The sequence below is a fragment of the Allotamlana fucoidanivorans genome (genome assembly GCF_045788535.1).
Taxonomy (GTDB): Bacteria; Bacteroidota; Bacteroidia; order Flavobacteriales; family Flavobacteriaceae; genus Allotamlana; species Allotamlana fucoidanivorans.
In genome coordinates, this window is the sequence record NZ_CP074074.1 from 1,340,961 (window position 1) to 1,354,871 (window position 13,911).

9 protein-coding genes are annotated in these 13,911 nt (G+C 34.5%); 6 read left to right on the forward strand and 3 right to left on the reverse strand.

Annotated features, from left to right (window positions below; all coding sequences use genetic code 11):
* Positions 1–21: 21 nt before the first annotated feature.
* From glmS to KFZ70_RS06260, 3 genes are all read right to left on the reverse strand, one after another.
* Positions 22–1,875, reverse strand: a complete 1,854-nt coding sequence (gene glmS / locus KFZ70_RS06250) for a glutamine--fructose-6-phosphate transaminase (isomerizing) (protein WP_139696004.1) — start codon at positions 1,873–1,875, stop codon at positions 22–24.
* A 147-nt stretch (positions 1,876–2,022) separates the two neighbouring features.
* A complete protein-coding gene (locus KFZ70_RS06255) occupies positions 2,023–3,732 on the reverse strand; it encodes a DUF4270 domain-containing protein (protein ID WP_139696002.1) in 1,710 nt (569 codons plus the stop codon).
* A 29-nt stretch (positions 3,733–3,761) separates the two neighbouring features.
* Complete coding sequence (locus KFZ70_RS06260) at positions 3,762–4,571, reverse strand: glycogen/starch synthase (protein ID WP_139696000.1); 810 nt, start codon at positions 4,569–4,571, stop codon at positions 3,762–3,764.
* Between the two features lie 193 nt (positions 4,572–4,764).
* On the opposite strand from KFZ70_RS06260, the gene panC reads away from it, so the two are divergent.
* From panC to KFZ70_RS06290, 6 genes are all read left to right on the forward strand, one after another.
* The gene (gene panC, locus KFZ70_RS06265) at positions 4,765–5,616 is read left to right on the forward strand and encodes a pantoate--beta-alanine ligase (protein WP_139695998.1); all 852 of its coding nucleotides are present in this window, start codon (positions 4,765–4,767) and stop codon (positions 5,614–5,616) included.
* A 13-nt stretch (positions 5,617–5,629) separates the two neighbouring features.
* Positions 5,630–5,980 (forward strand): aspartate 1-decarboxylase, encoded by a 351-nt coding sequence (gene panD / locus KFZ70_RS06270; protein ID WP_139695996.1) that lies wholly within the window; start codon positions 5,630–5,632, stop codon positions 5,978–5,980.
* 3 nt (positions 5,981–5,983) lie between these two features.
* A complete protein-coding gene (locus KFZ70_RS06275) occupies positions 5,984–6,943 on the forward strand; it encodes a lysylphosphatidylglycerol synthase transmembrane domain-containing protein (RefSeq protein WP_139695994.1) in 960 nt (319 codons plus the stop codon).
* Between the two features lie 86 nt (positions 6,944–7,029).
* Complete coding sequence (locus KFZ70_RS06280) at positions 7,030–8,178, forward strand: alpha/beta hydrolase (protein ID WP_139695992.1); 1,149 nt, start codon at positions 7,030–7,032, stop codon at positions 8,176–8,178.
* Positions 8,178–9,536 (forward strand): DNA repair protein RadA, encoded by a 1,359-nt coding sequence (gene radA / locus KFZ70_RS06285; protein ID WP_139695990.1) that lies wholly within the window; start codon positions 8,178–8,180, stop codon positions 9,534–9,536. The genes KFZ70_RS06280 and radA overlap by 1 nt, the downstream gene beginning before the upstream one ends.
* 291 nt (positions 9,537–9,827) lie before the next feature.
* The gene (locus KFZ70_RS06290) at positions 9,828–13,883 is read left to right on the forward strand and encodes a LamG-like jellyroll fold domain-containing protein (protein WP_139695988.1); all 4,056 of its coding nucleotides are present in this window, start codon (positions 9,828–9,830) and stop codon (positions 13,881–13,883) included.
* The last annotated feature ends 28 nt before the right edge of the window (positions 13,884–13,911 follow it).

Sequence of the window (13,911 nt, forward strand, 5' to 3'; positions counted from 1 at the left end):
TTTAATATAGGTAAAATTAATTTATTCTACGGTAACAGATTTGGCCAAATTTCGTGGTTGATCTACATTCTTTCCTAGCATGACAGCAATGTGATAAGAGAGCAACTGCAATGGAATAGTGGTTAAGAGCGGTGATAAGGACTCTAAGGTTTCAGGTACTTCAATAACGTGATCTGCTAACTCTTTCACTTGACTGTCGCCTTCAGTAACAATACCAATAATTTTGCCTTTTCTTGATTTTATTTCTTGAATATTACTAACCACTTTTTCATAATGCCCTTTTCTAGTAGCTATAACCACAATGGGCATATTCTCATCAATCAATGCTATAGGACCGTGCTTCATTTCGGCGGCAGGATAGCCTTCTGCATGGATATAAGAAATTTCCTTTAGTTTTAAAGCGCCTTCAAGTGCTACAGGGAAATTATAACCTCTTCCTAGATATAAGAAATTACGAGCATCTTTATAAACATCAGAAATAACCTGAATTAAAGCGTCAGATTCTAATGCTTTTTCTACTTTTTTAGGAATCATTTCAAGCTCTAACAAATGTGTTCTGAAATCGGAACTACTTATAGTACCTTTTGCTCTGGCTAATCGTAAAGCCATTAAAGTAAGCACAGTAATTTGCGTAGTAAATGCCTTTGTTGAAGCTACTCCAATTTCTGGTCCTGCGTGGGTATAAGCACCTGCATCCGATTCTCTAGCGATGGAAGATCCTACTACATTACACACCCCAAAAACAAAAGCGCCTTTTGATTTAGCTAGTTTAATGGCTGCCAATGTATCGGCTGTTTCACCAGATTGAGAAATAGCTATGAGAATATCGTTTTCATTTATTATGGGATTTCTGTATCTAAACTCAGAGGCATATTCTACTTCTACAGGTATGCGGGCTAAATCCTCAAAAATATACTCTGCAACCAATCCTGCGTGCCAAGAGGTGCCGCAGGCTACAATAATGATACGGTTAGCATTAAGAAACTTTTTCATGTTATCTTCAACACCTACCATTTTTATAATAGCTTCGTTTCTTAATAATCTTCCTCTGTAAGTGTCTGTGATGGCTTTGGGTTGCTCATGAATTTCCTTAAGCATAAAATGCTCATAACCCCCTTTTTCAATTTGTTCCAGATTTATTTGTAGCTCTTGAACGTAGGTGTCTACATGAGAATCATCTTTTATCTTTCTGATTTTTATTCCCTTATGGAACCTAATAATGGCCATTTCTTCATCTTCAAGATATACGGCATTTTTTGTGTATTCTAAAAAAGGAGAGGCATCACTAGCAATGAAGAATTCGTCTTCGTCTTCACCAATACCAATGGCTAACGGACTACCTAAACGCGCTACAACAACTTCTTCAGGCTTATTTCTATCAAAAACAGCAATGGCATAAGCACCAATAACTTGGTTAAGTGCTATTTGAACCGCTTTACCTAATTTAATGTTTTCTTGTTTTTTTACGTCTTCAATTAAGTTAACCAGTACTTCGGTATCTGTATCAGACTGAAAAGTATATCCTCTGGAAATTAATTCCTGTTTGAGAGCCTCATAATTTTCAATAATACCATTATGAATGATAACCAAATCGCCCGAATTAGAAACATGTGGATGCGAATTAACATCATTAGGAACACCATGTGTTGCCCAACGGGTATGGCCAATGCCTACATTACCATGTTTTGTAATTTGTGCTTCAGCTTTTTCTTCAAGATCGGCTACTTTACCCTTTGTTTTAGAAACTTTTAAGTCAGTACCATCAAAAAGTGCAATTCCTGCACTATCATAACCTCTGTATTCTAATCGTTTTAAGCCTTCAATAATAATAGGGTAAGCTTCTCTGTGTCCTAGATATCCAACAATGCCACACATAGTTTTGAATTTTGATTTTGGGTTTTATTTTCTTGCAAACAAAGATGTAAAATAAAAATTAGCTTAAGCTAATTTTTATTTGAATAGAATGATTTAACCGACGAAATTCATATTCAAAAAGAACATATTTTATTTATTATGAGACGGTTAGTCTTCTTTGCCTTTGCTTAAGAAAATTTTAAGTTGTAATTTTTTATCCTCCTTTTCTGGTATCCCTTTGCTACCATACAAAATGGTTCCTCTTGGTGAAATTATAGAAGCTGTAGGTATTGCATCAACGTTATTTGCGCTATTTAGAATTTTAGAATTATTGGTATAATTAACATTGGTAGACAATACTAAGCCAATTTTTGTATTGGTAGAGTCGTTAAGCAAAATATTATTTAAATGCTGTGTTAACCTAATTTTGAAGGTTCCTTCTGAATTTCTTTGTCCTAAACTTATTATTTTTGAATTAACAGGGTTAACTGTGTTTCCGGATTGATCTACTATATAATCTATGGTACTAGCCTTGTTCTCAAGATCATAAGCATAAATTCTATCATATTTATGGTAATCTTCATCATCACCTGTATTCATGTCTTCATCTTCATTAATAATAAGATGCGCTTCATTTATGAGTCTTTTAAGTAAAAACCTTCTGGTTAAGGGATCAAATCTGTATTCACCATTTTCATCAGTCTGTCTGTACGTTTGCTTGAAGCATTCCAGAGCATCCATATCTGGTATGCCATCTCCATCACAATCTACATCACCACTAAATAAATCAACAATAGCCATAGAACCTTCCATGCCTTTTAAATATAATTTTTCATCGCCAGAAGCGGCATCACCGTTCTCAAGATTTGTTGTAAAATTATTTATAAAGGTAGTTAATCTGTTTCCCGAAAAATTAAGCGTATAAGTTGATTCTGTTCGGGCATCTGTTGGGCCTTTTTCATAGGTTATAGTAATTGTGGCTTTTGAAGAAGCTAGATTTAATAAAATCATAGAGCCATCATCTATACCCAGTGTTTCTGCTTTAAAATATAAGCCTCTAAAATAGTTTTTAAAGTTATTAGCATTACTTAAAACAGGATCGTCTTGTTTGTCTAATATGGTTTGTTGCCAAAAATCATTATCTAATTCTACCCTAAATGCAGGCTCAGATCTACTTGTCACAGCATCATCTCCTTCTCCAGTCTCTATTACAATAGCTTCATTACTTGGAATAAATTCATTGTCAACAAAAATTGGAGTGTCTACATTAACAATGTGATTGTCAAATAAGATAGTGCTGGTTCCTGTTAGGGCTGAGTTTGAATCACTGCTTCCGTTTGAATAGTAATTTTGCGAGTTTTCGGCAACACTGTTAGGGTCAAAATCTCTTAAAAAATAATTGTTTTGGTAAATGGTGAGTTTTATAGGTTGTTCTGTGTTACCATATAGTGAGTCGAGTTTATAAGTAACATGGCCTTCGTCATCTGTTCCATTAGCCGTGCTGTAATATGGAATATTTAAAACAACACTTACTACTTGAGGGTTTTCACCAAAATCGGGGTTAAATGATGTTGGTGTAACCTGAGATATAATGCTAGCTTTTGTAAGTCCGTAGGCAGGATCATTATAAACACCCAGCAAGCTTGCTGCGGCAGCGCCTGTAGTTGAGGTAGATCCTAATCTATTTATTTGGAGTGCACTCAATTTTTGATTATAAGCCACAACTGGAAGCAAGGTGTCTCCAGTGGTGAAATTAGCATTGTCTTTTCCAAGAACATCACTTTCAATGACATTAAATTCTTTGTCACAAGCAACAAGAGCAACAAGGACTAGAAGAAAAACAAAAGGAAATTTAAGGGCATTAATTGTCTTTTTCATATAACTTAGGTGGGTAGTGAATAGTTGAATTAACCTAAAACAGTGTTGTTAAAGAATGTTGTATAGGCTTCACCAAATTCATCTTTACTTTTGTATTCTAAAACAGGTTTATCAGAAGCTTTTAAATAGCTGTCGAGTTCTTCAGGAATACTTTCAGAACCAACTATTAAAGCATCAGAATAATCAATAGCAACTTTCATTAAGTTATTGTATGAGGGTTCTTCAAGAGGTTTAATAGCGTCTTCCTCAATATTATCAAACTTAATTTTATTTACCATGTCCTTGTTTAACGTCTCACTAAAACTTTGATTGTATACTGAGGTTACAATTTTACTCTCATTAAAAAGAGGCTCATCTTTGTAGTATTCTTTAAGATAAAGTGGTAGTAAGGAAGCTAGCCAACCGTGCACATGAATAATATCTGGAGCCCAATTCAATTTTTTAACGGTTTCTATAACACCTTTGGCAAAGAAAATAGCGCGTTCATCATTATCATCAAATAATTTTCCAGCTTCATCCGTTAAGGTGGCTTTTCGTTTAAAATACTCATCATTATCAATGAAGTAAACCTGAATACGCTCTTTTGGAATGGATGCCACTTTTATAATGAGTGGCATATCTAAGTCATTAATAACTAAATTGATACCAGATAGTCTTATAACTTCGTGTAGTTGATGCCTTCTTTCATTAATATTACCATATCGTGGCATGAAAATTCTAATTTGTCCACCTTGTTGATTTACTAATCTAGGGGCTTCAAATGACATGGAAGAGATTTCAGTTTCAGGTAAATAGGGCACGACTTCAGATGATACGTACAATATCCTCTTATCTTTCATATGTTAGTTTTTGTTGACTTTAAATACATTATAAAATAAATCTTGAAATCATTTCAATACAGAGAATGAGTTAAAGAATATAATAAAGGCTGTGCTTTTGATTATTCAAAATAAAAAACACGCAAAAATACAAAAATTTATGCAAATTGCTTGTAAAATCTTAAGTTTGCACGCGTTAATTTTATATTAAATTGTGAAAGTTTACTCAAAAAAAGAAGACATAAGAACTGTTGTTGATGCTTTAAAAGACCAAAATATAAGTTTAGGGTTGGTGCCTACTATGGGGGCTTTACATGCAGGGCATTTGCAGTTGGTAAAGACTGCTTTGGCAGAAAATGATAAAGTGGTTGTGAGTATTTTTGTGAATCCTACACAATTTAATAATTCAGAGGATTTAGAAAAGTATCCACGAGCTTTAAATGCAGATGTTTCTCTGTTAGAAGCCGTTAACAAAGATGATATTTTGGTTTATGCACCTACGGTTGAAGATATGTATGGTAGTACACTAGAGTCTCAGTCATTTGATTTTGATGGATTGGAGCATGAAATGGAAGGTAAATTTAGAGCAGGACATTTTGACGGAGTTGGCACTATAGTGAAACGCTTCTTTGATATTGTAAAACCTCATAAAGCTTATTTTGGAGAGAAAGATTTTCAGCAACTCGCTATTATAAGAAAATTGGTTGAAAAGTATAGTATACCTATAGAAATTGTAGGGTGCAAAATTCATAGAGAAGCAGATGGTTTAGCTATGAGTTCTAGGAACGCAAGACTAAAACCAGCATACAGAGCGGCAGCGCCATTTATATATGATACACTAAAAGCTGCCAAAACTAAATTTGGCATAAAAAGTGTAGATAAAATAGTGGAATGGGTTGAAAATCAATTTAATAAAAATGAATTATTGAATTTAGAATATTTTGTGATTGCTGATGAAATGACCCTAAAGCCCATAAAACGAAAAACAAAAAACAAAGACTATAGAGCGTTTATTGCTGTATATGCAGATGATATTAGACTGATTGACAATATCGCATTAAATTAATTATCTTTGCCGCATGCAAATTCAAGTAGTAAAATCTAAGATTCATAGAGTTAAATGCACAGGTGCAGAACTCAATTATATAGGAAGCATTACCATTGATGAAGACTTAATGGATGCTGCCAACATTATACAAGGTGAAAAAGTTCAAATTGTAAATAATGATAATGGCGAACGATTAGAAACCTATTGTATCCCTGGTCCGAGAAATAGTGGAGAAATAACACTTAATGGAGCGGCTGCAAGAAAAGTATCGGTTGGCGATACACTCATTCTAATTACATATGCTATTCTAGATATAGAAGAAGCAAAGGTGTTTAAACCTGCGCTGGTGTTTCCTGATGAGGCCACAAACTTGCTAAAATAAACTTTGAATAGAAAGTTAAAACACACTATTAAAATTTTACTCCCATTATTATTGGGAGTTTTTTTAGTCTGGTATTCATTGTCAAAAGTATCAGTGAGTGAATTACTGGTTTATGCAAAACAGGCTGATTACACTTGGATTTTATGTGGTATGTTTTTGGGCTTGCTCAGTCATTTATCAAGAGCTTATCGGTGGCTGTTTCAATTAGAGCCTATGGGATATAAAGTAAAATTTATTAATAGTGTTATGGCGGTATTTGCTACCTATTTAATCAATTATACCATTCCTAGAGCGGGTGAAGTAGCTCGAGCATCTATATTAACAAATTATGAGAATGTACCCTTTGAAAAAGGGTTTGGAACTATTGTAGCCGAGCGCATTGCCGATCTTATTGTAATGATCGGTATCATAACAATAACCTTATTTTTACAATTTGATTTTATTTATGCCTTTCTATTAGAAAGATTTAATCCTTTAAAAATGGTTTTACTAATCATTGGGATGGTTGCAACTATTTTTGTTTTTACACAATTTATAAAAAAGAGCAAATCGACCCTAGCATTAAAGATAAAAACCTTTGTTAATGGTTTGATTGAGGGAGCTTTGAGTATCTTCAAAATGAAAAAAAAGTGGGCGTATATTTTTCATACATTATTCATATGGAGTATGTATGTCCTCATGTTTTATGTCACCTCTTTTTCACTCGAAGATTTAGAAGGTATTTCAATGGGAGCTATTCTAATTGGTTTTATTTCGGCCAGTTTTAGTATTGCTGCTACTAATGGCGGTATAGGGTCATATCCCTTGGCGGTGTATGCTGCGTTTTCAATCTTTGGGATAGCTGAAGAACCAAGTATTGCGTTTGGTTGGATTATGTGGGCGTCACAAACCTTAATGATTATTGTTTTTGGAGGAATGTCACTTATTTATTTGCCCATTTATAACCGAAGAAATAAAGAGTAATTCTTGTTTGGTCTTAACTATTCCTGTTTTGAGGCTCTTCTTTTTTTAGTACCTTGGCAGTATCAAATCATCAAACTGTGTTTCAAATGAAGAACTTACTTTTTGTTTTGTGTCTTATGCTGACACTTAATGTTACGAATGCCCAGATAAAATATGAAACGATTCAATCTTCAAAATTAGGAGAAGAAAGGCAAATCAAGATACAATTGCCAAGAGGATATGATCCGTCTGACAATAACACATATCCGTTATTTGTAGTTTTTGATGCCGATTATATGTTTGAAGCGGTTGCGGGTAATGTAGATTATTTTTCATATTGGGAAGACATGCCTAGTGCTATTGTGGTGGGAATTAATCAAATGGGAAAACGTTATGATGATTGTATGTATTCTGAACAAAATTCATTACCTATTAAAACTGGAGCTGCCTTTTTTGAATTTATTGGTCTTGAATTGATTCCGTATATAACAAAAACCTACAAATCAGGGAGTTATAGGGTAGTCGTTGGGCATGGTGAAACAGCAAATTTTATTAATTATTACCTCTTAAAACCAAATGCTTTATTTAGTAGTTATATAGCGGTTAGTCCTAATTTAGCACCCAATATGATTGACTATTTGCCAGAAACCTTAGCTAAAGTGAATAAGCAAACATTTTACTGTTTGTCAAGCACAGTGAACGCTTCAAAATCTGTGAAAGACATGGTCAATGTACTAAATTCAGATTTAGCGGTTATAGAAAATGAAAATTTCAAGTATAGCTATACACAGTTTGATGAAGCGTCGCATTATTCTCTGCCTACTTATGCTATTCCAGGCGCTATTGAACGTATTTTCAAAGTGTATCAACCCATTTCTAAAAAGGAGTATAAAGAAGTTATTCTGGAGTTAGAAATCTCACCCGTGTTATATTTACAGGAAAAGTATGCGCAAATTTTAAATTTATATGGTATAGATAAGCAAATTCTCATTAATGATTTTAAAGCCATTGCAGCGGCCATTGAAAAAAATGAAACGTTTGAGTATTATGAAGAGCTGGGTAAAATGGCAAGAAAAGCCTATCCTAATACCATGTTAGGGGGTTATTATTTAGGACGATTTTATGAAGAAACGGGTGATCCCAAGCGGGCTATGAGAACATATCAATCTGCCTATACTTTTGATGAGATTGCAGGAATTACAAAAGATGAAGTGCTTGAACGTGCCGAGTCTATTAAACAAGATTTTGGATATTAATGGCAAAAGTAAAAACCACTTTTTTTTGTCAAAATTGCGGCACACAATATGCGCAATGGCAGGGTCAGTGCAAAGCCTGTAAAGATTGGAATACTATAGTGGAAGAGCTTGTTCAAAAGCCTGAAAAACAAGTATGGAAGTCGTCGTCATCATCTAGTAAGAGGGTAGCAGTGCCTTTAAAAATAGATCAAATTGATACTTCAAAAGAACCCAGATTAAATACGTACAATGGGGAGCTAAATCGTGTTTTGGGAGGTGGTATTGTGCCTGGTTCTCTAACACTTTTAGGCGGAGAACCAGGTATTGGAAAAAGCACTTTAATGCTTCAAATTACGCTTGAACTTCCTTATAAAACCTTGTATGTTTCTGGTGAAGAAAGTCAAAAACAAATAAAGATGCGTGCTGAACGTATACATCCCAAGGGGGGAAATTGCTTTATTTTAACTGAAACTAAAACACAGAATATCTTTAAACAGATTGAAGATTTACAACCCGAAATTGTAGTGATTGATTCCATACAAACACTGCATAGCGATTATATTGAGTCGTCTTCTGGAAGTGTTTCACAAATTAAAGAATGTACAACAGAGTTGATAAAGTTTGCAAAAGAAACGGCAACACCTGTTTTGTTAATTGGTCATATTACAAAAGATGGTAGTATTGCAGGCCCAAAGATTTTGGAGCATATGGTTGATACTGTGTTACAGTTTGAAGGCGATAGAAACCATGTGTTCAGAATATTAAGAGCGCATAAAAACAGATTTGGATCCACACATGAGCTCGGTATATATGAAATGCAGGGTTCAGGACTTAGAGAGGTTTCAAACCCTTCAGAAATATTAATTTCAAAGAAAGACGAAGAACTTTCAGGCAATGCTATAGCGGCTACGCTTGAGGGTATGCGCCCATTAATGATTGAAGTACAGGCTTTGGTAAGTACTGCTGTTTATGGAACACCACAGCGTAGTGCTACAGGCTTTAATGCTAAACGATTAAACATGTTACTGGCGGTTTTAGAAAAAAGGGCAGGATTCAGGCTTGGTGCTAAAGATGTTTTTTTAAATATTACAGGAGGTATTACAGTTGATGATCCTGCAATTGATTTGGCAGTTGTAGCAGCTATTCTTTCTTCTAATGAAGATGTACCTATTCAAAATGATTTTTGTTTTGCGGCCGAAGTAGGTCTTTCTGGAGAAATAAGGCCTGTGCAGCGTGTAGAGCAACGTATTCTAGAAGCTGAAAAGCTTGGGTTTTCTACCATTTTTGTTTCTAAACACAATAAGATTTCTTTAAAAACAGCTAGTATTAAAGTTCAATTAATCTCAAAAGTTGAAGATTTAATAGGTTTTGTGGTTTAGTCGACAAAGTGCGTTTTATCGTTAAAAAATACATTTAAACGATTAAAAATTGGTTTTTGTCGATATTTTGTGATAATATTGTCGCTAGTTGAGCGTAAATCATTACGCGTTATGTGACGAAAATTAGTCTTCCCTCAAGATTGGTTAAGGAAACGATTGTAGAATTGTAAATGTTTTGGTGTCTTTTTTAATCTATGTGATAGCAAATAGGTAAAAGAGGTGTTAAAATGAGCAATAAAACAATTATATTTTAATTATAAATTAATTCTGATTTCCCCAAATCTAGTAATTATGAAAACACATGCTCCTGCTTTAGGTTTAAGGTTTTTTAATCTCTGTTTTTTTGTGCTATGCTGTTCCGTAAGCCTTTATGCGCAATATTGTACTCCCATAAATGTTGATCATGCAAACAATAATTATATTTCTAATGTGTCAATTGGGAGTATTAATAATTCTAGTTCAGGTACTACAGGAAGTTATACTTATTATTCATCAGTTACATCGGCTGATATAAATGCGGGCGAGACCATTACAGGAACCGTTACCGTGAAACTTAACGGGTGGAATAAAAATAAAAACACCCTAATTGTTTGGATGAATTTTAATAATTCTGATAGTGATTTTGAAGATTCGAGGGAGCGTTTTTTGTTTACTGTAGAAGATAAATCAAAAGAAGATGGCGAAAAAACCGTTGTAGTTCCTGTAGAAATAACAATTCCTGATGATGTTGAACTTGGGGCTTCTGTGATGCGCATTGGGTTTAGAACGGGTCAAAACAATAATTTTACCTCCTGTGATTATCAATATCAGTCAGGAGAAATTGAAGATTATAATATTTCGTTTGTTGCTAGTCAAAACAGTAACATCGGATTTAATAATGGTAACTCTGCATTGAATGGCTCTTTGGTGACAGATAGTGATGGTGATGGTATTGCAGATATTACAGATCTAGATGATGATAATGACGGGATAAAAGATACTGATGAATCAGGAGGGATAGACCCTTCTGCAGATGATGATGGCGATGGGGTTTTAAATTATAAAGATTCAGATTTTTGTTCATTAGGAGCTTCAGGGATTTGTGAAGACTTAGATCAGGATGGAGATGGCATACCGAATCATTTAGATTTAGATAGTGATAATGATGGAATAACAGACGTTATTGAATCAGGTGGAACCGATGCTGACTATAATGGATTTGCTGATGGTACCATTGGCATAACAGCCACCACTATGGGAATTCCAAGCTCTGCAAATACAGGCACGGTTCCAAGAAATACAGATGGAGATAGTAATGAAAGCGGTAGTAGGTATTTAATCTATGATTTTTTAGATATTGATTCAGATGAAGATGGTATTCCAGATAATGTTGAAGCGCAATCAACGTTAGGTTATATAGCTCCTAGTGGTGGTGTATCAACAACAGGAATAGATACAAGTTACGGATTAGGTATTGTGGTTGAAGATACAGATTATGATGGCATACCAGACTATATTGATTTAGATTCAGATAATGACGGAAAACCAGATGAAGCTGAAAACGGACTGGCCACTCCCTCTACAAATCAAGATAAAGATGCTGATGGATTGATAAACCCGTTTGAGACTACAAATATTAATGATACGGTTTGGGATGTTAATGAAGCTATTGAAAATCCGTCCGATTTATCAATTCTTCCTGATGGTGATAACGATTTAAATACTGGTGGTGATTTAGATTATCGAGATGTTTTTGATACGAATCCTCCAATTTTGGCTACCATTGATTTTGATGGGGTTGATGATTTTATGGCTAGTGATTTGAATATTGGAGGCAATAATCAAACAACTATAATGGCGTGGGTGAAGTTGGATGAAAATTTTTCAAATGCAGGAACGGTTGTGAGTTTTGGAGACTTAAATATAACCGTGCAAAGCTCAAAGCAAGTCAGTTTTCAGGTGAATGGCGTGACGCTAAATATGCCAGTTTCAAATTCTTTGGTATTAAATCAGTGGGCGCATATTGGATTTGTGTATAACGGTTTAGATGCTAGCTCTAAACTACAAGTTTATCTTAATGGTGAACTGTTAAATTCTAGTAATAATGCAGCTTTGTCAGGAGGTATAAATGCTTCAAGTAACGACTTTACAATAGGGGTAAACGCGCCTTCGATGTCATATTACTTTAAAGGAAGCATTGATGAAGTGCGTGTGTTTGATGTGGCATTAACGGATGATCAATTACAGCAAATGGTGTATCAAGAGATTGAGAATAATTTGGGTAAGATACAGGGTAAAATCATCCCAAAAGATATAACAGATAGAGAAACAGATGCTACGGTGTCTTGGTCAAGTCTTATAGGGTATTATCCTATGACCGAAATTATTAACGCCAAAACTTCCGACTATTCCGATAATGATTTTGAAGCCATTTTGTATAACATCACCACGGTGCAAGATCAATCGGCACCTATGCCGTATGAAACTATTATGCAGGGTGATTGGAATAATAATACAACTTGGTTGTATGGAGATCTTTGGGATATTACCAATACTGTAACAAACAAAGCATGGAGTATTGTAAAAATAGCTAATAATGTTACTGCTGCACACAATGTGCAAACATTAGGGTTAGTTATAGATGATGCTAAAACCCTAACCATACAAGGCGATAATTTGGTAGAAAATACCTGGTATTTAGAGTTGAATGGGGCGCTAGATCTTGAAGATGATTCTCAGTTAATTCAAACCATATATAGTGATTTGGTGACTGATAATGATGGCAAGGTTTTAAGGCGTCAGGAAGGTGAAGCAAGTCCTTTTAGATACAACTATTGGGCATCGCCGGTTGGAGCCGTTGGAATTACCAGTTTAACAAATAATAACGCGGCTTTAAACAACGCTAATAACAGCTCATTCAAATTAAATACCTTAAAGGATGATGTTGGTTTGAATATGCCTTTTACGTCTAGTTATACAGGAAATGGCAGTATAAGCACCTATTGGTTGTATACATTTATAAGCGGTATTACTTACTGGGATTGGAAAAAAGTGGCACCTTCTTCTCTTATTAAACCAGGCATTGGCTACACCCAAAAAGGTACAGGAACAGCGGCGCCAAAACAACAATATATTTTTGAAGGAAAACCTAATAATGGAACTGTTTTATTGGATGTTACAGACAAAGGAGGAGCAGGTTCAGTGCCCGATGTGTCAAAAACAGAATATTTAATCGGTAATCCGTATCCATCAGCAATAGATATTCATAAATTTATTGATGATAATCAAGGGGTTATAAAAGGTGATTTGCATCTTTGGCAACAATGGAGCGGAAATTCACATTATTTAAGTGAATATCAAGGAGGTTATGCGCAGGTAAATAAAACTGGAGCTTGTAGAGCGTATCAATTTGTAGGTTTATCTGGTGGGCACAATGGGTCGCAAGATGGAACTAAAGTACCAACAAGATACCTTCCTGTTGGTCAAGGCTTTGTTGTTGAGGTTGAAGCCGATGGTCAAATTGAGTTTAATAATAATCAGCGCATTTTTATTAAAGAAGCCGATGCTAATAGCTCCTATGATAGTGGTTCTGTGTTTTTAAAGTCTAGCGGTACTAAATCAAATGGGAAAACCTTAAAAAGCAGTGGTATGGCTAAAGAAGATTCTGAAAAGATCATGCAACGCATCCGATTAGAGTTTAATACTGTTAAGGGGCCTAAAACAAGAAGAGAATTATTGTTAGGATTTGCTCATGATGCTACTGATGGTTTTGACTATGGTTATGATGCTGAATGTTTAGAAATAAATAATAATGATATGAATTTAAGTTTGGAAGGAAAAAATATGAACATTCAAGCGTATAGTCCAATATCAGACGATAAGGTCATTCCTTTAAATTTTAAATCTTCTGGGGATAATACTTTTGAAATCAAGATGACATCGGTAGAAGGCATTCCTGATGATCAAGAGATTTTCTTGAAAGATAATGTAACAGGAGATTATTTTAATCTTATAAGCGGTGAACCCTATGGGTTTAGTTCAGATCAAGGAAAATTTAATACCAGATTTGAAATTGTTTTTCAAAGTGAACAGCACTCGCTAAGTATTGAAGAGTCTGAGGCCAAGAACAACTTTATCTATTTCAAGAATAAAACGAATACACTGTTTGTAAAAAAAATGAATGGTAATAAAATAAGAAATTTACAGTTGGTAAACATGCGTGGTCAAGTAGCTTTACAAATGCCTAATTTACCAGTAGAAGCCTTAGAAAATGGATTTCAATTTTACAACCTTTCAAGTGGTGCCTATATTGTGCAAATACGTACTGAAAATAATGAAGTGCTTTCTAAAAAGATTATAGTAAATTAATTAGAGGTGTTTTTATTGAAATTCTATA